The organism is Stutzerimonas stutzeri KOS6, from assembly GCF_000307775.2.
Lineage (GTDB): Bacteria > Pseudomonadota > Gammaproteobacteria > Pseudomonadales > Pseudomonadaceae > Stutzerimonas > Stutzerimonas stutzeri_B.
The window spans coordinates 425,720-445,993 of sequence record NZ_KK020675.1; the positions used below are offsets into that span (position 1 = coordinate 425,720).

Annotated in this window: 18 protein-coding genes; 4 read left to right on the forward strand and 14 right to left on the reverse strand. The window is 65.2% G+C overall.

What is annotated here, in order from left to right; translation table 11 throughout:
* Window positions 1–49: 49 nt before the first annotated feature.
* From bglX to B597_RS25975, 4 genes are all read right to left on the reverse strand, one after another.
* On the reverse strand, window positions 50–2,341 hold the full coding sequence (gene bglX / locus B597_RS25960) for a beta-glucosidase BglX (RefSeq protein ID WP_003292899.1): 2,292 nt from the start codon (window positions 2,339–2,341) through the stop codon (window positions 50–52).
* Window positions 2,342–2,445: 104 nt separating this feature from the next.
* Window positions 2,446–3,225 (reverse strand): PhzF family phenazine biosynthesis protein, encoded by a 780-nt coding sequence (locus B597_RS25965; RefSeq protein ID WP_003292898.1) that lies wholly within the window; start codon window positions 3,223–3,225, stop codon window positions 2,446–2,448.
* Between the two features lie 144 nt (window positions 3,226–3,369).
* Window positions 3,370–4,080 carry an LrgB family protein gene (locus tag B597_RS25970; RefSeq protein WP_003292897.1) on the reverse strand — a complete coding sequence of 237 codons (711 nt, stop codon included), beginning with the start codon at window positions 4,078–4,080 and terminating at the stop codon, window positions 3,370–3,372.
* A complete protein-coding gene (locus B597_RS25975) occupies window positions 4,077–4,442 on the reverse strand; it encodes a CidA/LrgA family protein (RefSeq protein WP_003292896.1) in 366 nt (121 codons plus the stop codon). Before B597_RS25975 ends, B597_RS25970 begins: the two co-directional genes overlap by 4 nt.
* A 299-nt stretch (window positions 4,443–4,741) precedes the next feature.
* On the opposite strand from B597_RS25975, the gene ccoG reads away from it, so the two are divergent.
* Window positions 4,742–6,160 carry a cytochrome c oxidase accessory protein CcoG gene (ccoG, locus tag B597_RS25980; protein WP_024161628.1) on the forward strand — a complete coding sequence of 473 codons (1,419 nt, stop codon included), beginning with the start codon at window positions 4,742–4,744 and terminating at the stop codon, window positions 6,158–6,160.
* A 34-nt stretch (window positions 6,161–6,194) separates the two neighbouring features.
* A complete protein-coding gene (mapR, locus tag B597_RS25985) occupies window positions 6,195–7,604 on the forward strand; it encodes a GntR family transcriptional regulator MpaR (protein ID WP_003292893.1) in 1,410 nt (469 codons plus the stop codon).
* A gap of 38 nt (window positions 7,605–7,642) precedes the next feature.
* On the opposite strand, the gene B597_RS25990 is transcribed toward mapR, so the two are convergent.
* The 3 genes from B597_RS25990 to B597_RS26000 all read right to left on the reverse strand — a co-directional run bounded on the left by B597_RS25990 (window position 7,643) and on the right by B597_RS26000 (window position 10,501).
* Window positions 7,643–8,959 carry a GGDEF domain-containing protein gene (locus B597_RS25990; RefSeq protein WP_031323186.1) on the reverse strand — a complete coding sequence of 439 codons (1,317 nt, stop codon included), beginning with the start codon at window positions 8,957–8,959 and terminating at the stop codon, window positions 7,643–7,645.
* 131 nt (window positions 8,960–9,090) lie between these two features.
* Window positions 9,091–9,882, reverse strand: a complete 792-nt coding sequence (locus B597_RS25995; RefSeq protein WP_024161630.1) for an MBL fold metallo-hydrolase — start codon at window positions 9,880–9,882, stop codon at window positions 9,091–9,093.
* Window positions 9,883–9,907: 25 nt separating this feature from the next.
* Complete coding sequence (locus tag B597_RS26000) at window positions 9,908–10,501, reverse strand: glutathione S-transferase family protein (RefSeq protein WP_003292890.1); 594 nt, start codon at window positions 10,499–10,501, stop codon at window positions 9,908–9,910.
* Window positions 10,502–10,636: 135 nt separating this feature from the next.
* Between B597_RS26000 and B597_RS26005 the strand changes: the two genes are divergently transcribed.
* Entirely contained in the window at window positions 10,637–11,197 is a 561-nt protein-coding gene (locus B597_RS26005) for a TetR/AcrR family transcriptional regulator (protein ID WP_003292889.1), read from the forward strand.
* Window positions 11,198–11,228: 31 nt separating this feature from the next.
* On the opposite strand, the gene B597_RS26010 is transcribed toward B597_RS26005, so the two are convergent.
* Complete coding sequence (locus B597_RS26010; protein WP_003292888.1) at window positions 11,229–14,309, reverse strand: efflux RND transporter permease subunit; 3,081 nt, start codon at window positions 14,307–14,309, stop codon at window positions 11,229–11,231.
* A gap of 5 nt (window positions 14,310–14,314) precedes the next feature.
* The gene (locus B597_RS26015) at window positions 14,315–15,415 is read right to left on the reverse strand and encodes an efflux RND transporter periplasmic adaptor subunit (RefSeq protein WP_003292887.1); all 1,101 of its coding nucleotides are present in this window, start codon (window positions 15,413–15,415) and stop codon (window positions 14,315–14,317) included.
* Between the two features lie 93 nt (window positions 15,416–15,508).
* Here B597_RS26015 and B597_RS26020 point away from each other — a divergent pair, with 93 nt between their 5' ends.
* Complete coding sequence (locus B597_RS26020; protein WP_003292886.1) at window positions 15,509–16,144, forward strand: TetR/AcrR family transcriptional regulator; 636 nt, start codon at window positions 15,509–15,511, stop codon at window positions 16,142–16,144.
* A 28-nt stretch (window positions 16,145–16,172) separates the two neighbouring features.
* On the opposite strand, the gene B597_RS26025 is transcribed toward B597_RS26020, so the two are convergent.
* The 5 genes from B597_RS26025 to tsaB all read right to left on the reverse strand — a co-directional run bounded on the left by B597_RS26025 (window position 16,173) and on the right by tsaB (window position 19,751).
* On the reverse strand, window positions 16,173–16,949 hold the full coding sequence (locus B597_RS26025) for a class I SAM-dependent methyltransferase (RefSeq protein WP_031323187.1): 777 nt from the start codon (window positions 16,947–16,949) through the stop codon (window positions 16,173–16,175).
* Window positions 16,950–17,020: 71 nt separating this feature from the next.
* Window positions 17,021–17,713, reverse strand: coding sequence for an extensin-like domain-containing protein (locus tag B597_RS26030; RefSeq protein WP_003292884.1), 693 nt, complete (start codon window positions 17,711–17,713; stop codon window positions 17,021–17,023).
* Between the two features lie 73 nt (window positions 17,714–17,786).
* Window positions 17,787–18,599 carry a DUF72 domain-containing protein gene (locus B597_RS26035; RefSeq protein ID WP_226924952.1) on the reverse strand — a complete coding sequence of 271 codons (813 nt, stop codon included), beginning with the start codon at window positions 18,597–18,599 and terminating at the stop codon, window positions 17,787–17,789.
* A 65-nt stretch (window positions 18,600–18,664) separates the two neighbouring features.
* Window positions 18,665–19,009 (reverse strand): hypothetical protein, encoded by a 345-nt coding sequence (locus B597_RS26040; protein ID WP_003292881.1) that lies wholly within the window; start codon window positions 19,007–19,009, stop codon window positions 18,665–18,667.
* Between the two features lie 64 nt (window positions 19,010–19,073).
* Window positions 19,074–19,751 (reverse strand): tRNA (adenosine(37)-N6)-threonylcarbamoyltransferase complex dimerization subunit type 1 TsaB, encoded by a 678-nt coding sequence (tsaB, locus tag B597_RS26045; protein WP_024161634.1) that lies wholly within the window; start codon window positions 19,749–19,751, stop codon window positions 19,074–19,076.
* Between the last annotated feature and the right edge of the window lie 523 nt (window positions 19,752–20,274).

The following is a 20,274-nucleotide window of genomic DNA, read 5'->3' on the forward strand; positions in this document are numbered from 1 at the left end:
CAACGGCGAACGCATGGCCCTGCCTGCGGATCGCCATACAGAAAAAGTCTTATAACAGCTCGAAGCGCTCGCTGAGCACGGCCTGCGAATCGAGCCCCAACTGGACTTCGAACTCGCCGGGCTCAGCCACGTAATCGAGCCGGACATCATGGAACTTGAGATCGTCTTCGACCAGGACGAAGCGCACCACGCGCGCCTCACCCGGCGCCAGCATGACTTTCTCGAACCGTTTGAGCTCCTTGACCGGGCGTACGCTGGAGCCGACCAGGTCCTGCAGATACAGCTGCACGACCGTGGCACCCGTGCGTGTTCCGCTGTTCTCTACCGTTACGCTGACCTCCAGGGGCTGCCCGCGGTTCAGCTTGCGTTGAGAAAGTCGCGGCTTGGACAGTTCGAATTCGGTATAGCTCAGACCGTAGCCAAATGGGTAGAGCGCACCATTGGGCTCTTCGAAATACTGCGAGGTGTAGTTGCCTGGGCGGCCTTCGACATAAGGCCGGCCCAAGCGCGGATGGTTGTAGTAGATCGGGATTTGCCCAACCGAGCGCGGAAAGGAAATCGGCAGCTTGCCCGACGGATTGTGCACGCCGTACAGCACGTCAGCGATGGCGTGTCCACCCTCGGTGCCGGCGAACCAGGTTTCCAGCACCGCGTCGGCGTGTTCCTTGATCCAGCCAAGCTGCAACGGGCGGCCGTTCATCAGCACCACCACCAGCGGCTTGCCGGTGGCGACCAGCGCCTCGAGCAGGGCCTGCTGGCTGGCCGGCAACGCCAGGCTGGTACGACTGGACGACTCATGCGACATGCCGCGCGCCTCGCCCACCGCAGCGACGACGACGTCTGCTTCCCGGGCGGCGCGTACGGCTTCATCAATCATCTCCCGGGCTGGGCGCGGGTCCTGAATCACTTCCGGCCGATCCCAGTTGAGGAAGTTCAGGTACTCGATCATCTGCGCGTCATCGGTGACATTGGCGCCGCGCGCATGGATGATCCGCCCGCCATCGCCGACCGCCTGCTCGAGCCCCTGCCGCAGCGTCACGGTCTGCTCGGCCACCCCGGCAGCCGACCAGCTGCCGAGCATATCGACATGGGAGTCGGCCAGCGGACCGACCAGAGCGACGCGGGCATCCTTGCGCAATGGCAGCGTGCGCTGGCGGTTTTCCAGCAATACCAGCGAATCGCGCGCGACCCGTCTGGCCGCTTCGCGGTGCAGACGGCTTTCCGCATTGACCTCGGCCGGGTCGTCCGTTGCCTTGCCAATGCGCAGATAGGGGTCATGAAACAGACCGAGATCGTACTTCGCTGCGAGCACACGCCCCGCTGCCTGGTCGATCAGCGCCATCGGCACTTCGCCGCTGGCGACCAGCCCGGGCAGCTCCTGCAAGTAGAGCGAGTCGTGCATGCTCAGATCGATTCCCGCTTCGATAGCCAGGCGCGCAGCCGAGCGACCATCCTCTGCCACACCATGGCGCAGCAGCTCGTCGATCGCGCCATGGTCGCTGATGTTCAGCCCGCGAAAGCCCCACTCGTCACGCAGCAGATCACGCAGTAGCCAGCGATTGGCACTGGCCGGCACGCCGTTGACGGTGTTCAGTGCCACCATCACTCCGCCGGCCCCGGCCTCCACGGCAGCGCGGTATGGCGGCAGGTAACCCTGATGCATGCGCTGCGGGCTCATGTCGACCACGTTGTAGTCGCGCCCACCCTCCACGGCGCCGTAGAGGGCGAAGTGCTTCACGCTCGCCATCACGCTGTCCGCCGCGCTCAGGCGCTGGCCCTGGTAGGCCCGCACGAGGGTGCCGGCGATCTGCGATACCAGGTAGGGATCTTCGCCGAAGCCCTCGGAGGTCCGGCCCCAGCGCGGATCGCGGGTGATGTCGACCATGGGCGCGAAGGTCAGGTCCAGGCCGTCGGCGCTGGCTTCGATGGCCGACACGCGTCCGCTCAGGGCAATGGCTTCGAGATCCCAGCTGGAAGCAAGCGCCAGGCTGATGGGAAAGATCGTGCGATGACCGTGAATGACGTCGTAGGCGAAGAAGATCGGAATGCCCAGCCGGCTGCGCAGCGCCGCCTCCTGCATGAGACGGTTGTCAGCACGGGTGACGGAGTTGAACGTAGCGCCGATGCGCCCGGCGGCGATCTCCTCGACGATACGCTCGCGCGGCATGTCGCCACCGATGCTGATCAGGCGCAGCTGGCCGATCTTCTCCTCCAGCGTCATGCGCTCGAGCAGGGCTTCGATCAGCGCCTGGCGGTCATCCAGTGGCAACGCCGATGGCGCCGCGCAGGCGAAAGGACTTATCGCGCCCGCAAGCAGGACAAACGGCAGCAGCCTTTTCATCATCACGTTCCGCAACCCCTTTTTCATTTGACCGATCAGCCACACACAGGCATACCCATCGCGCCGGCTCCGGAGCCGTTCGCAATGGGTCGGGAAATAATTTTTTAAAGTTCGATGGTGCCGTCGAGGTAGAGCACCGCCTGCCCGGCCACCATCACACGATCCGCTTCGACCCGACAGTACAGGGTGCCGCTGCGCGCCGAGGCTTGCAGCGCCACCAGTTCACGGCGCCCCAGCCGCTCAGCCCAATAAGGGGCGAGCCCGGCATGGATGGAGCCGGTGACCGGGTCCTCGGCGCCACCATTGGCCGGCCAGAAATAGCGCGAGACGAAATCCTGCTCGCGTCCTGGCGCGGTCACCACCACATCCAGTGGCGCCAGCGTACGCAGCGCCTCGAGATCGGGCGCCAGGGCGCGCACCTGCTGCTCGTCACGATAAACGGCGAACCATGCCTGGCGATTGCGCAGCACCGCTTCCGGCGCAAGACCGAGCCCCTGCAGCAACGCGGCAGGCGGCTCAGCGACCGGCTCCGGCGCACGATTTGGGAAACTCATTTCCAGCAGGCCGTCAGCCCGCCGCTGCACGGCCAGATCGCCCACGGCGGCGGCGCGGAAGGTCAGCGGCGCCTGGGCCAGCCCCTGCTCCAGCAGAACGAAGGCGCTGGCCAGCGTGGCATGGCCGCAGAAATCGATTTCGCTCAGCGGTGAAAACCAGCGGATGTGAAAAGCCCCGTCCGCCTCGCGAACGAAGAAAGCCGTCTCGGAAAGGTTGTTCTCGGCCGCAATGGCTTGCATCACCTGGTCCGACAGCCAGGTCTGCAGCGGTATCACCGCCGCGGGATTGCCTCTGAAGCGCTCAGCGGTAAAGGCATCGACCTGGAACATCCGCAATTTCATGGTTTGCACCCTGTGCACGGTCAAGCGACCGCCGCCTACTCTAACGGGTCTGACAGGGTGCTCGCCAGTAGCGCGTGAGGGTCGCAACACTCCTGCGCAGGCTGCGCACGCGCGGATGCCAGGCAGGCGCTTTCAAGCCAGGGCGAATGGCAGCAAGAGAGCGATCAGAATGCCCAGCAGACTCATTCCCAACGCTGCGAAGGCGCCGCATTCGTCGCCCTCTTCCAGCGCCCTCGCCGTGCCGATGGCATGCGCGTTGATGCCGTAGGTCAGGCCACGTGCAGCGGGATGTTCGACGCCCGCCCAGCCGAGCAACAGCGGCCCCAGTGCCGTGCCGATGACCCCGGTAAGCATGACGAACACGGCCGCCAGCGAAGCCAGGCCACCGAGTTGTTCGGCCACCAGCATGGCGATGGGCATGGTTGCGGACTTGGGCGCCAGGCTCATCAGTACCGGCAACTGGGCACCCAGCGCCCAGGCGATCAGCAAGGTCAGCGCCACGCTGAGGACCCCGCCCACCGCCAGGGTAACGACGATCGGCCAGAACAGTTGCTGGATGCGCTTGAGGTGACGATACAGCGGCACCGCCAAGGCCACTGTGGCCGGGCCCAGCAGCAGGGCGATCGGCGCGGCACCCTCGCGATAACGCGCGTAGTCCAGTTCCAGCAAAGTCAGCGTGCCGACCACCAGCAGCATGCCCACCATCACCGGTTGCAGCACCAGCCAGCCGCTACGCCGATAAAGCATCAGCGCCAGTTGGAAAGCGATCAGCGTCAGCCCCACGGAAAACAGAGGGTGCGCCACCATCCCGGCCCAGGCCGTGTACCAGTCGAGTACGCTCACGGCTGATCCTCCTGCTGCCGATCCACCCGGCGAATCAGCCGCTGCATCAGCCAGCCGCAGAATGGCACCGTGATCAGCAGCGAAAGCACCAGGCCGGCGATGATCGCGGGCAGGTCGTCCAACAGCGCCGCGCCACTGGTCATGATCCCGGCGGCCGGCACAATCAGCAGCAGCGGCAGATATTGCAGCAACAGCGCAGCAGTCTTTTCCAGCGACTCGGGAATGCTGCGCCGCAGCAGCAGGAGGCCGAACAGCAACAGCATGCCTATGATCGGCCCTGGCAGGGCCGGCAGCAGCACGAGATTGATCAGGTTGCCGAGCAGCTGCAGCAAGACCAGCCAGGTCAGGCCTTGAATAATCATGAGCTGTGCTCCATCCGGGGCATTTGGTGGGTCATGCAATTACTCCTATCCGTTCGGCAAAAGGTTTTGACTATGGCCTGTGCCGCTGCGACACAACAGGCTCAGATAAGCCTGGAAAAAGCGGATCAGCCAATCCCGGCCCGTTCCAATGACCCAGGTCAAACCCTCGTCAGAGCTGACTTCGAGCGGATCGAACGCGACCATCTGATACGTATTTCTCTGCCACATCTGAGTCTGTTATGCGGCTACGCCGGCGGGGATCATCCGCCTCGCCTGAAATGCCTATGGGGCGAAGCCTAATGACCGACCGCATACCCGCGCAGATCATCGAAACCGTTGATCCCAGCCAACCGATCCGCCTGACACCCGCCCAGAGCGGCGGGCCCATTCATACACGCAGTTTCAGCGGTCGTTTCCGCAACCTGCGCCTGCTGGGTGGCGGCCTGCTGATGCTGCTCTACTTCGGCACTGTCTGGCTGAACTGGAACGGGCGCCAGGCGGTACTGTGGGACCTGGACCGGCAACAATTCCACATCTTTGGCGCCACCTTCTGGCCGCAGGACTTCATCCTGCTTTCGGCGATCCTCATCATCGCCGCGTTCGGGCTGTTCTTCATCACCGTGCTGGCCGGACGCATCTGGTGCGGCTACGCCTGCCCGCAGAGCAGCTGGACCTGGATGTTCATGTGGGTGGAAAAGGTCACCGAGGGTGACCGCCTGCAGCGCATCAAGCTCGACGCCGCGCCCTGGTCGGCTGGCAAGCTGCTGCGCCGCAGCGCCAAGCACACGCTATGGCTGGCGATCAGCCTGGCCACCGCGCTGGCTTTCGTCGGCTACTTCACCCCGGTGCGCGAGCTGGTGGGCGACCTCGCCCGCCTCGAGCTCGGCGCGACCACCGGCTTCTGGCTGCTGTTCTTCACCGCGGCGACCTACATCAACGCCGGCTGGCTGCGCGAGCAGGTGTGCCTGCACATGTGCCCCTACTCGCGCTTCCAGAGCGTGATGTTCGACGCCGACACGCTGCTGGTTTCCTACGATGCCGCGCGTGGCGAGAACCGTGGTGCGCGGCGCAAGGGCAGCGACCCGCGGGCGCAGGGCCTCGGTGACTGCGTCGACTGCACGCTGTGCGTACAGGTCTGCCCCACCGGCATCGACATCCGCGACGGCCTGCAGCTGGACTGCATCAGCTGCGGTGCCTGCATCGACGTGTGCGACAGCGTCATGGACCGGATGGGCTACGCTCGCGGCCTGCTGCGCTACACCTCCGAGCGCGCGCTCAAAGGCGGCGACACACGCCTCTTGCGGCCGCGCCTGATCGGTTATGCCGTGGCGATGACAGCAATGATCGCCACCTTCATCTGGGCACTGGACGCGCGGCCGCAGCTGCAGTTGGACGTCACCCGCGACCGCACCCTGTACCGCGAGAACATGCAGGGGCAGATCGAGAACATGTATCGCCTCAAGCTGATCAACAAGACGCAGCAGCCGCGCCGCTACGCACTGGGCCTGGAAGGTGGGCCGTTCGAACTGCAGGGCCCGCGTGAGATCAGCCTCGCGCCGGGCGAGATCGCCGACCTGCCGGTCAGCGTGGCACTGCTCGCCGATGCGCATGACTTCAGCCGCGAGCTGCGCTTCGAGGTCAGCGACCTGGCCGAGCCGAGCAGCCGGGTGAGCACGCCGAGCACATTCGTCGCCCCCATCGGAGCGCTGCGCCAGTAGACTGGCCATGCCCAACCGCCACAGCCCGGACACGATGAAGCGCTACGAGAAATTCGCCGACGAGATTGCCGAACTGATCCGCACGGGTGTGCTCGGGCCAGGGGAAAAGGTGCCTTCGGTGCGTCACGCCAGCCGCACCTATGGCGTCAGCCCGTCCACCGTGTTCCAGGCCTACTACCTGCTGGAGGACCGCGGGCTGATCCAGGCGCGGGCGCGCTCGGGGTATTTCGTGCGCGAACATGCCAAACGCCCGCTGCACGAACCGGACATCAGCCTGCGCCCGGCGGAAACCACCGAGGTGGGCGTCAGCGAACTGGTGTTCTCGGTGCTCGCCTCGCTGCGCGATCCGGCCACCGTACCATTCGGCTCGGCCTTCCCCAGTCCGGAACTGTTCCCCCTGCAGCGCCTGGCGCGCTCCATGGCGCAGAGTGTGCGCGAGATGCCGGCGCGCGAGGTGATCGCCGAAATGACCGCCGGCAATCCGGACCTGCGTCGGCAGATCGCCCTGCGCTACATGGTCAGCGGCGTGCTGCTGCCGATGGACGAGCTGGTGATCACCACCGGCGCCATGGAGGCGCTGAACCTCTGCCTGCAGGTGGTGACCGAACCGGGCGACCTGGTAGCCATCGAAGCGCCAGCCTTCTACGCCACGCTGCAGGTACTGGAACGGCTCAAGCTCAAGGCGGTGGAAATCCCCGTCCATCCGCGCGAGGGCATTGACCTGGAGATCCTCGCCGACCGCCTCGCGCACCTGCCGATCAAGGCCTGCTGGTTCATGAGCAGCCTGCAGAACCCGCTGGGCGCGAGCATGGGCGAGGCAAAGAAGCGGCAGCTCTACGAGTTGTTGCAGCGCCATCAGATGCCGCTGATCGAAGACGACGTCTACGCCGAACTGTACTTCACCCGCGAACCGCCCAGGCCGGTCAAGAGCCATGACCGCGAGGGGCTGGTGATGCACTGCGGCTCGTTCTCCAAGAGCCTGGCGCCCGGTTACCGGGTCGGCTGGGTCGCTGGCGGGCGCTATGCCGAGCAAATCACCCGGCTCAAGCTGATGACCACCATCTCGCCGTCCGTGCCGGCACAGGCCGCCATCGCCGACTACCTGCAGCACGGCGGCTACGACCGACACCTGCGCAAGCTGCGTCACGCGCTGGAGATGCAGCAGGGCGCGATGCTCGCCTCCGCCGCCCGCCATTTCCCAGCGAGTACACGAGTCACGCGGCCCAGCGGCGGCTACTTCCTCTGGTTTGAATTTCCCCGACAGGTTGACTCGCTACAACTGCTGCAGTTGGCGCTGGCCCAGGGCATCAGCCTGGCGCCGGGGCCGATCTTCTCGGCGACGCAGGGCTTTCGCAACTGCGCGCGACTGAATCACGGCCACCCTTGGGATCCTCGCAGCGAACAGGCGATGGAACTACTGGGCAGGCTGCTCAAGTCGTTCTGAGGCGCCGCTGCGCCGGGATGTTCCGCGCAGCCCTGCGGCTATCCGCCGCGGGCCTTCATCAGGTACATCCGGTCATCGGCGTGCCTGAGCAGTTGCGCCTGCCCTTCACCGTCCTCGGGATAGAGCGCAGTGCCGATGCTCAAGCCGATGGCGAGACTGTGTTCGGCGACGAGCAATGGCTTCTCGAACGCGCTGCCGATCTCGTCGACCACGCGGTGGACGTCCTCCGGCTCGGCGATGCCTTCCAGCAGCACGACGAACTCGTCGCCACCCAGCCGCGCCACGGTATCGGTGTCGCGCACGCAGTGCGCGAGGCGCTCCGCCACTGCGCGCAACAGCTGGTCGCCGCAGCTGTGCCCGTAGGTGTCGTTGACCAGCTTGAAACGGTCCAGATCCACGTAGAGCAAGGCGATGCGCCCGCCATTGCGCCGAACCCGCGCCAGCGCCGTATCCAGGCGATCACGGAAGCAGGCACGGTTCGGCAGGCCGGTGAGTTCATCGTACTGCGCCATACGATGCAGGCGCGCGTACAGCTGTTTGCGTTCGATTGCAGTGACCACCTGAGTCGAGACGAACTGCAGCAATTCCTGATCCTGCTTGGTGTATGGCGTTGCCGTGCTCTTCAACAACAGCACACCGATCACACCCTCGCTCGAGCAGAGCGGCACGCCCAGCCACCATGCGGCAGCGGCGGCGCCCAGAGGCAATGCCAGTGCAGGCACCGACTCGGCGTCGAAACGCAACGGCTGCGCGCCGTTCAACACGGAAAAACACAGCGACCGGGCAGGCTCCGGGGGCGCAACAGGCGAGTCAATAGACTGGGCCTGATAGGGATAGGTGAGCTCGCCGCTGACAGCATCGCGGATGGCGACGATGAAATCGTCCACCGGCACCAGTTGGGCGATGGTCAGATGTATCTGCTGATACAGCGCGGGAAGATCCTTGGTGCCATGCGCCGCCTCGGAGATCGAATAGAGCGCGGCCTGCATCGCTTCGGACTGCTTACGGTGGGTGATATCTCGCGCCACACCTATGCGTAGCTTATTGTCCACCGACCAGCAGGCCGACCACATGATGTGCACGACGCTGCCGTCCTTGCGTACATAACGATTCTCGAAATGCAGCAGAGGCTGATCGGCCATGACCTCTCGGGCGGCGGCCAGGGTGCGCGTTCGATCCTCGGGGTAGACCATCTCGAGCATGCGCTTGCCGAGCATTTCCTGCGGCGTATAGCCGAAGATGCGTTCGCATGCGGCGCTGGCGTAAACGAAGTACCCCTGCGCATCGACAACGCAGATGGCATCCAGCAACAGATCAATGACACTCGCCAGGGACGTACAGCTATCCGAGTTCACAGCGGCAACCTAATTGGCTATTGGCCACAATCGGGCGATCGAGGCAGGGCAAGACCACGGCATGATCGCTTATTCTCCAGCCCTAAGCATCGCCCAATTCTGCAGCAGCCGCGCTGTTTCTAGCATCTGCCTCACTCCACCCAGCGCGGATAGAAGCCCAGCGCAGCCCGGATATTGGCATCCTGCAGCGCTACGACGCCCTCCGGCACATCGCTGGCATCCTGTTCCAGCCGGTCGCCGCGAAAGAAGAAGCGGCGGTCATCGGCGAGCGTGAGGAACAGACCGACCGCCCCATGGCCGTCCAGCGGCACCAGCACGACCTGGCCATCGCCGAACAGATCCAGGCTGCGACGGTGCTCCCGGTAGGGGGTCGCCTGGAACTGCAGCGACTGCCAGCGGACCGGGTGGCGAAACTGGCTGGGCAACACCGCGGGCGGCGTGGCGGCCTGCAGATAGCTCATGCTGTCCGCGCTGGCCAGCACCGGCACCTCGGGATAGTCGGCCAACCCCGAAGCGTGCTCCCAGCGCATGCAACCCAGCACGATGCGGTCGATGGTCACTCCGTCCTGCTCCAGCTGATCACGCACCGGGCTCACGTTCGCGTAGCGCTTGATTCGCCAGGGCACCTCGGCGTCCAGCTGCGCGTCGATCTGCCGGCCGAGCCCCGTACCGAACAGCAAACGGCTGCCGCGATGCTCGATCAGGATCGCGATGTGCTGAGTCGGTGGCGCCTCCTGCCAACCGTTCCGCCCCAGCAGAAAGTCGCCACTGTCACTCTGTGCGGTCTTCACCAGGCTGAAGCGCAACCCTTGCGCCGCCGAAGCATCTTCGACGAAGCCACACAGCGAGACTGCCAGCCCGATCGTCAGCATCAGCGATGCCCAGATCCGTCGGCTCGACTGCCGGACCCGCTCGCCGGGCATCCAGTCGTTCTGCGCGCTCATGGCGTCACAGCCCCGGCATGCCGACATAACCCGGCAGCGCACGGATGCGACCAAACCAGGCCTGCAGCGCCGGATATGCAGCCAGGTCAAGCCCGCCGTCACCGCTCAGCGCGACGTTGGGGTAGACGGCGATATCGGCGATGGTCGGTTCGCTGGTCTGCGCCAGCCAGGCGTGCTGCGCGAGGTGCCGCTCCAGTGCACGCAGGGCGCTGGTGGCACGTGCCTGCGCCAGCGGCTCGTCGATCGGCCGGCCGAACAGCTTGCCCAGACGCACGGTGGCCGGGCCATGCTGCACCTCGTTGGCGGCAAAGCTCAGCCAGTTGGCGATGTGGCCCTGGGTCTGGGCGTTCTGCGGGTACCACTCATTGGCATAGCGCTTGGCCAGGTAGACCAGGATCGCCTGGGAATCCCCCAGCCGGAACTCGCCGTCCTCGAGCACCGGGATTTGCCCGCGCGGGTTGATTTCACGAAACACCGGCTGCTTGTGTTCGCCCGCCAGCAGATTTACCGGCACCAGCTCGACCGGCTGGCCGATCAGGCTGAGAAACAAGCGAACCTTGTGGCAATTGCCGGATAGCGTCAGGTCGTAAAGCTTCATGGTGTTGCCCTCGTCATTGGCTGCGACTGGATAATAGACAGACCTGTCTGTATTATTCAAGCGCCAACACAACTCCACCTCAACTGGAGCAAGCCGCGAGCACTCCCGCATAATGTCGAACCACAGGAGGTATCCATGGCATCGAACAAGCGCGACCAGTTGCTCAACACCGCAGAGAATCTGTTCTATCGCGAGGGTTATCACGCCACCGGCATCGACCGCATCCTGGCCGAATCCGGCGTGGCCAAGATGACGCTGTACAAGCACTTCAAGTCCAAGGACGAACTGATCCTCGCGGTACTGCAAGCGCGGCACGAGCTGATGCTGACGCGACTGCGCGAACGGGCCGCCAGGCTGCCGCCGCGCGAAGCGTTACTGGGAATTTTCGATGGCTTGCATGGAATGATTCACGGCAACGACGCCTTCTGCGGCTGCCTGTTCATCAATGCAGCGGCCGAATATCACGACCGTGACCACCCGATTCACCGCTGCTCGTCCGCCTACAAGGCAGAGCTGCTGGCCTATCTGCGCGAGCTGCTGGAACGCCTGGATGCGCCGCAGCCGCTGCAGCTGGCGCGCCAACTGCAGTATCTGCTCGAAGGCGCGCTGAGCATGGCGCATATCGAAGGGCCGGGCGAGCAGGCGCGGGACGCGAAAGTCGCCGCCGAGCGGCTGCTCGAAGCCGCCGGCATCTAGGCGCGCCGCAGCGGGCGCGTCACCTTGCCGTTCAGGGTGTGCTGGTTTCGTCTTCCCGGACCCTGAACCAGGCAGCATACAGGGCTGGCAGGAACAGCAACGTCAGCGCCGTGGCGACGATCAGCCCCCCCATGATCGCCACCGCCATCGGCCCGAAGAAGATGCTGCGCGACAGCGGAATCATCGCCAGTACCGAAGCCAGCGCGGTGAGCACGATGGGCCGGAAGCGCCGCACGGTGGCGTCGACGATGGCGGTGAAGCGGTCGTGCCCGGCACCGATGTCCTGCTCGATCTGGTCCACCAGAATCACCGAGTTGCGCATGATCATCCCCGACAGCGCGATGGTGCCGAGCATCGCGACGAAGCCGAATGGCTGGCCGAACAGCAGCAGGAACAACGCGACACCGATGATGCCCAGCGGCGCGGTGAGGAACACCATGGCCGAGCGCGAGAAACTCTTGAGCTGGGCCATCAGCAAGGTCAGCACGACGATGACGAACAGCGGCATGCCGGCGTTCACCGAGCGTTGGCCGCGCTCGGAATCCTCTACCGTACCGCCCACTTCAAGCAGGTAGCCGCCAGGCAACTGATCGCGAATGTCCGCCAGGGTCGGCTCGATCTCCCGCACCAGCGCAGCCGGCTGCTGGTCGCCATAGACATCGGCGCGCACCGTGACCGTCGGCAACCGATTCCGGTGCCAGATCACGCCCTCCTCGAAGCCATACTCGAGCGTCGCCACCTGCGACAGCGGCACGCTGCGGCCACTCTCGGTGGGAATCGCCAGGCTCGGCAACATGGACAGCTCGAGGCGTTCGCGCTCGGTACCGCGCAACAGGATTTCAATCAGCTCGTTGTCCTCACGGAAGCGGCTGACGCTGCTGCCGATGAACGTGCGCCGCAGGAAACCGGACAGTTCCGCGGTGGTCACGCCCAGCGCACGGGCGCGGTCCTGGTCGACGTTCAGGCGGACCATCTTGCTCGGCTCCTGCCAGTCGAGATGAACATTGGCGACATGCGGGTTCTGCGCCACCCTGGCGGCGACCTGGCGGGCCAGCCCGCGCACTACGTCGATGTGTTCGCCGGTGACGCGAAACTGCACCGGATAGCCCACCGGCGGGCCGTTCTCCAGTCGCGTCACGCGACCACGCAGGCTCGGGAAATCCTCGCGCATGCGCTCGATCAGCCAGCTACGCAACGTCTCGCGGGACTCGATGCTGTCGGCCAGCACGACGAACTGGGCGAAGCTGGTCGCCGGCAGTTGCTGATCGAGCGGCAAATAGAAGCGCGGCGAGCCGGTGCCGACGTAGGCCACGTAGTTGTCGATGCCGGCACGCTCCTTGAGCAGTGCCTCCAGCTTCCGGACTTCCGCCTCGGTAGCCTTGAGCGAAGCGCCTTCGGCCAACTTGAGATCCACCATCAGCTCCAGGCGGCCGGACGCGGGGAAGAACTGCTGCGGCACCAGGCGGAACAGCACCACCGCGGCGGCGAAGATCGCCAGGGTGAGCAGGATGACGGTCTTGCGTCGACGCACACAGAAGGCCACCACTCGCCGCACACGCTGGTAGAACGGCGTCGCGTAGGGATCATGGACGACGCCGCCACCGCCCTGCTTGTGTGCGGACTTGCTGGCCAGGTCCGGCAGCAGCTTCGCGCCGATCAGCGGCACGAACATCACCGCGGCGATCCAGGACGCGATCAACGAGATGGCCACCACCTGGAAGATCGAACGGGTGTACTCGCCCGTACTGGAGTTCGCGGTGGCGATGGGGAGGAAACCGGCGGCCGTGATCAGCGTGCCGGTGAGCATGGGAAACGCCGTGCTGGTCCAGGCGAAGCTGGCCGCCTTGAGCCGGTCGTAGCCCTGCTCCATCTTGATCGCCATCATCTCCACCGCGATGATCGCGTCGTCCACCATCAATCCGAGGGCCAGCACCAGCGCGCCAAGGGAGATCTTGTGCAGGCCGATGTCCAGATAGCTCATGGCGGCAAAGGTCATCGCCAGCACCAGCGGAATCGATAGCGCCACCACCAGGCCGGTGCGCACGCCGAGCGAGAAGAAGCTCACCAGCAGCACGATTACCAGCGCCTCGATCAGGACCTTGACGAACTCACCGACGCCGGTTTTCACCGCAGCCGGCTGATCCGAAACCTTGCGCAGCTGCATCCCCGCCGGCAGCTCCTGCTGCAGGCGCGCAAACGCCTGCTCCAGTGCCTGGCCCAGCACCAGGATGTCGCCACCGCTTTTCATCGACACCGCCAGACCGATCGCCGGCTCGCCCATGAAGCGCATGCGCGGCGCGGGTGGGTCGTTGAAGCCGCGGTGCACCTCGGCCACATCACCGATGCGGAAGGTTCGGCCGGCAACCCGGATGGGGAAATCGCGAATTTGCTCGACCGTCTCGAAGCTGCCGCTGACGCGCAGCTGCACCCGATCGCTCAGGGTTTCGACGAAGCCGGCCGCGCTGACTGCGTTCTGCGCTTCCAGGGCCTGGCGCACCGCCTCCAGCGGAACCCCCAGGGTGGCCAGCTTGACGTTGGACAGCTCGATCCAGATCTTCTCGTCCTGCAGGCCGATCAGCTCGACCTTGCCGACGCTCTTCACCCGCTGCAGTTGCAGCTGGATGCGATCGGCATAGTCCTTGAGGATCGCGTAGTCGAAACCCTCGCCGGTCAGCGCGTAGATGTTGCCGAAGGTGGTACCGAACTCGTCGTTGAAAAACGGCCCCTGCACGCCGGACGGCAGGGTGTGGCGGATATCGCCGATCTTCTTGCGGATCTGGTACCAGAGGTCGGGAATGTCCTTCGAACGCATCGAGTCGCGTGCCATGAAGGTGACGTTGGATTCGCCCGGCCGCGAGAAGGAAACGATGCGCTCGTACTCGCCGGTCTCCATCAGCTTTTTCTCGATGCGCTCGGTGACCTGACGCGACGTCTCTTCGGCGGTAGCGCCGGGCCACTGGGTCTGGATGACCATCGCCTTGAAGGTGAACGGCGGGTCCTCGCTCTGCCCGAGGTTGCTGTAGGACAGCGCGCCGACGATCGCCAGCAACAGCATCAGGTAGACGACGATCTGCCGGTTCTGCAGCGCCCAGGCGGAAAGATTGAAACGCATCGCGGTTACTCCTGGGCAGCCAGCTCGACCGGGCGGTTGTGGCGATCCACCGGGCGCACCGACTGCTTCTCGCTGAGCATCTGCCCGCCCGCCAGGACGATCCAGTCATTGGCGGAGAGCCCTTCGAGCACCGGCACCAGCCGTTCACCGAATGGCCCGGTGCGAACCTCGACGCGCTCCACCGTGGAGTCGTTTCGCAGCCGCCAGACATAGGCCCGGCCCTGTTCGGCGCTGAGCGCGGACAACGGTACCGCCAGCGAAACCTCGCCATCGTGGCGAATGCTCACCAGCGCGCTCTGTCCGAGTTCGGCCGGTACCTCCTGATCATTGAAGGCGACGCGTGCGGAATAGGTCCGCGACTGCGCGTCGGCTGCAGGCGAAAGCTCACGGATTTTTCCGCGGAAGTGGCGCCCGGGCTGCGACCAGAGTTCAACCTCGACATCCTGGCCGACCCGATAGCGCTCCAGCGCCTGCTCCGGCAGATCGATGGCCACTTCCCGCTCGCCATCGGCAGCCAGTACGAAAGCGCTCTGCCCGGCGGCGACCACCTGTCCGACCTCGATGCGGCGCTGAGCGATCAAGCCGTCGCGGGTGGCACGCAACACGGCGTAATCGACCTGGTTGCTTGCCACATCGAACTCGGCCCGCGCCTGCTGCAGTCGGGCGGAAGCGGCGCGGTAGGCGTTGTCGGCATTGTCGAACTGCGACTGGCTGACCAACTGGCGCCCGAGCAGTGTCCGATAGCGATCGTATTCCGCCTTGACCACGCGCAGGTTGGCTTCCGCCGCGGCGACCTGAGCGCGCATGCCGTCCAACTGCAGCCGCACGTCCTGAGGATCGAGGCGCGCCAACGGCTGGTCCTTGCGCACGCGGTCACCCGCCTCCACCAGACGCTCGACGACCTTGCCACCGATACGGAATGCCAGCTCCGGCTCGTATCGCGCGTGCACTTCGCCGGGAAAGCGTTCACGCCCCTCACTGGCAGGCTGTGGCTGCACCACCATGACCGGACGCGGCAATTGCTGCGGTGGCTCGCCGTTGCCGCAGGCGACCAGCAGCAACGCACAACCAAGCGTAGAGGCAAGGGACAAGGCATGTCGGAACACGATGAGGTCTCTCTGTCGCGGAGCGGATTGGAATACTTATACTGCGCGGTATAGTAAAAATACCGTACCAGCCAGTCCACTATTAAAACGCCCATGACAGAACAGCATTGCGTATCGCCCGGTCCCGGCCGCCCAAAAGACCCCGCCAAGCGCGAGGCGATCCTTGCGGCAGCACAGGTTCTGTTCCTCGGCAACGGCTACGAAGGCAGCAGCATGGAAGCCATCGCAACCGAAGCCGGCGTTTCCAAGCTCACCTTGTACAGCCACTTCAAGGACAAGGAGGCGCTGTTCTGCGCCGCGGTGAAGGCAACTTGCGAAACACGCCTGCCGCGACGCCTGTTTCAGCTGGAAGCAAATTGCGACATCGCGGGCGTGCTCATGGCGATCGGTCGGGCGTTCCACGAACTGGTCAACAGTCCGGAGTCGATCGGACTGCATCGGGTCATGGTCGCCATGGCGACGCAGAATCCGGGGCTGGTGAAGATGTTCTTCGATGCTGGCCCGCAGCAGTTGCTGTTCGATCTGCACCAGCTGTTCGCCCAGGCCGATGCACGCGGCCTGCTCGACATCGCCGAACCGCTTCGCGCAGCGGAACACTTCTGCTCGCTGATCAAGGGCGCGCAGCATTTCCGGCTGCTGATCGGTTATGCCGAGGCACCGAGCCAGACGGAAAGCGACCAGCATGTGGAGGATGTGGTGGGCGTTTTTCTGCGCGCCTATCGCAGTTGAACCCGGCTAAGCGGAGCCCGCCGGGGCTTCAGCCCTGCAGCTTCTTCTTCGGGTAGATATCGTAGCGACTGGACTTGCCTTCGAGGCTATAGCCAGGCTTGGCCCCGTCGATGGCCGGCGCCTTGCGCGGACGCTTGACCACGACCCGGTGGCTGGCCAGCTGCAATGCCGCAGCGAGCAATGCCGGCGCATCCATATCATCGCCAACGAAGGGCCGGAACAGGCGCATCTCCTTCTTCACCAGTGCACTCTTGTCGCGATGGGGAAACATCGGATCGAGATAGATCACCTGCGGTGGCTCGGCCGGCCACTGCTGCATCAACTCGATGGCGTTGCCCCTGAGCAGGTTCATCCGCGCGGCAATCGCAGCCACTTCGGCATCCGCGGCTGCGCGGCTCAGGCCATCTTCGAGCAGCGCGGCGATCAGCGGCTGACGCTCGATCAGGTTCACTTCGCAGCCCAGCGTGGCCAGCACGAATGCATCGCGACCAAGCCCGGCTGTGGCGTCCAGCACCCGTGGACGAATGCCGGGCTGGACACCCACGGCCTTGGCGATCATCTGCCCGCTGCCGCCGCCGAACTGGCGTCGATGCGCGGCGGCCCCCTCGACGAAGTCGACCCGTACCGGCCCAGGCGCCTGTGCCTCCAGCGCCTGCAGTTGCAAGCCGTCCGCGCCGAACTGAAGAGCGAATTCGGCATCGGCGGCCTGCTCCGGCAAATCCAGACGCCGGGCCCATTCGCGGGCTGCGGCGGCGAATGACGGCGCGAGCGGTTCGACCCGAACCAGGGGATGGCTTGCAGACATGGCGCTTCCGGCGACGATGGAGACTGGCGCATTGTGCCAGAGCGGCCCCAGCTGCGCCCCAATCAGGCGTGTCAGCGACACATACCGAACCCGCCCATGTCGACATGAAAATGATCGTGGTGGGCAGCGTTGTACTCCGGCCCCAGGGTGACGTTGAAGGCATCGCAGGCGGCATCGCGTACCAGACGCAGAAATCGCGCCTTGTCGCCATCGCCCTGCCAGTCCCGCGCCACCGTGATACGGCGGCCGTCCTTCAGGTGGAATCCGGCCAGGTCCAGCGCATTGGCACTGGCGTGCTGGCTGCGCCGGTTACTACGAGCAATATTGCGGCAGGCGAAGCTGCCGAAATGATCGATGCGTACCACCGGCTGACCGAACACCGCCTGGGCCGCTGGCTGCAGACCATGCAGCTCGAACATGGCATAGGCCGCCGCCAGCGGACAGGTGGCGAGAAACGGCCCGTTGAAGCGCACGTCCGAGCCCTGTATGCGCACGCTGTTCTGCACCGGACAGCCCGCCTCCGGCGTGCTGTCCGGTACGACTGCAAAGCGCAGCGGCGCAGTGGCGAGCGCTTGCTCGCAGAGCGTTCGATCCTGCTGCAGACGCCGCAGCTTGAGCGACGTCAGCAGGTTCGGCGGCTCACGGACATCCAGCGGCGCCCAAGGGTTCCAACGTGGCGGAATGTCGACCAGTTGCTGCCGAACCGCCAGGACGAAACCTGCCAGCAGCACCAGTAGAAGAAGAACGAATCGGCCGAAAGTCATTCCTTATGGGCAACGACGAGCGAGCGAAGTTAGGCGCGACGTTCGACAAAACGATTCGACGGGCTGGATTCGCTCAATCTGCCAGCAGTGACAACTGCGCCGCCGAGCTTGCCGCGGGCAGAGGCAGAGGCGGCAGGCCTGGCAGGCGCTCGCTCAGCAGGGCATGGAAGCGCATGGCAAGCTCGGGCGCGCGGTGATTGTCCGGCGTATGCAGATAGACATGAGGGGTTTTGCCCGCCTCGATCCAGCAGGCCACCTTATCCAGCCAGGGCGCCAGAAAAGGGTCGTTCGCTTCCAGCTGCGGATGGCCGACGAAACGCAACTGCGGCGAGTCGCTGAACGCCACCGGGCGCACCGGCAACCGTGGCTTCTTGCTCTGCGCATGCAGCAGCGCGGGATCGCGGGACCGGCAGCTGAACAGCGCACGAGTGTCGAGGCAGATACGCTCCACGCCGCGATCACGCAGCAAGCGATTAAGCGCGCGCTCGCCATCGCCCTTGTCGAAGAACGCCAGATGCCGCACCTCGATCGCCAGCGGCGCGGCAAAACCCTCGATGAACGCCGAAAGCTCGCCGAGTCGCGCCGGCCCCACGCTGGCGGGCAATTGCAGCCAGAAAGGAGTCACCCTCCGGGCCAATGGCGCGAGCAAGCGCAGGAACGCATGCGCCAGATCCAGCGCCGCGTGCAGATCGTCAGCCTGGCTGACGCTGCGCGGAAACTTGGCACAAAAGCGAAAGCTCTCCGGCATCTCACCGGCCCAACGCTGGACCTTGTCTTCCGATGGCCAGGCATACAGCGTGGTATTGCCCTCTACGCTGTTGAACACCGAGCAGTAGCTGGCGAGGAAATCGCTTGCAGGGGTACCCGGTGCATAGAGCGAACCCAGCCAGGCGCTTTCATTCCAGGAGGGACAGCCGAGAAAGTAGGGAAGCTCTGCCAGATCGAAGCGCCTCAAGCGTAGAGATCGAGCCCGAGCACCTCGGCCCCATCGAACTCGATGCTCATGCTTGCAGTGCTGGCATAACTGGCCAACGCCTGCGCCACGCGACTGGACAGCGGACGCTCCGGCTGCGGTTCGTCATAGCGGAACGCGGCGTAGCGCTCGACCAGTGCGCTCGAATTGACCCGCTGCTGCGGACGCTCGGCCTGGGGCTGATAATCCTGTGCGCTCCGGCTGTCGACTCCACGCTGCGCCTGCGCGACGCGCTGCGTTTCCCCATAGCCATCCGCCGCCCTGCCGGTACGGGCAGAACGATCCGTTGAATAGGGAACAGGAAAGGAACTTTCGACGCGCATCGTTCGACTCGATCAAAGGCTCGCTGACTCTAGCGGGCAGCCAAGGCTTTGGCAACGTCCCACGTCATTTGATCCCTTTGGGCGTCGCGACGTTGTCGCGCAGGTAAACGGGCTGGGCCTGGTCGGCATCCAGTGCCTCCCCTCGCTGCCAGGCGAAAGACGCCAGGCGCAACAGGTCTTCGGCGTGAGGCAGCATGCCGGCATCGACCGCCTGCAGCGCCACGGGTATCCGCTCGGCATAACCCCAGCCGGTACCGGCACCGAACCAGCCGTCGCCGGCATCGCGCGGCAGCGCGGCCTTTTCGGGTGGCAGCACGGCCTCGCTGCCGACCAGTCGCATTTCCCCGCCCTGTTGGCGATAACAGCCCCAGTAGACTTCGTCCATGCGCGCATCGATGGCCGCCGCAACCTGCGCTGCGCCATGCTCGCGCCAGGCTCGTTGCGCAATGGTTGCCAGCGTGGACACCGGTAGTACCGGACGCTCGAGCGCGAAGGCCAGGCCCTGCACCACCCCGACGGCGATGCGCACGCCGGTGAAGGCCCCCGGCCCGCGACCGAAGGCGATGGCATCCACCGCCGACAGCGCAACACCCGCTTCGCCGAGCAACGTTTGCACCATTGGCAACAAACGCTGGGCATGCAGACGGGGAATCACCTCGTAGTGGCTCAGCACCTTACCGTCATGCAGCAGGGCAACCGAACAGGCTTCGGTGGCGGTATCCAGGGCCAGCAGAGTGGTCATCGGGTCGTTCCGGGGCGGTCGAAAGGGCGCAGATTCTAGCGTATTCGGGGTGTGGGTTCGATGCTGCCTGGACCCGGGCGGGCGGATCCATGATTTGAAGCCTGAAGCCCAAGAGCATCGCCCCGGGGGCGGGCCTCCCACGAAGCCGGTACGCACCGGTCCTCCCGTGGGGAGGTGCGCCCTCGCGGCGATGCAGGCCGAAGGCCTGCGCAAAATCCAAACCTGCAGCCTGAGAACATCGCCCCGGACGAGCCCTCCACGCAGCGGATACGCACCGATCTCCCGTGGGAGGCGCACCCTCGCGGCGATGCAGGCCGAAGGCCTGCGCAAAGCCCAAACCTGCAGCCTGAGAACATCGCCCCGGGCGAGCCCTCCACGCAGCGGATACGCACCGATCTCCCGTGGGAGGCGCACCCTCGCGGCGATGCAGGCCGAAGGCCTGCGCAAAGCCCAAACCTGCAGCCCGAGAACATCGCCCCGGGCGAGCCCTCCACGCAGCGGATACGCACCGATCTCCCGTGGG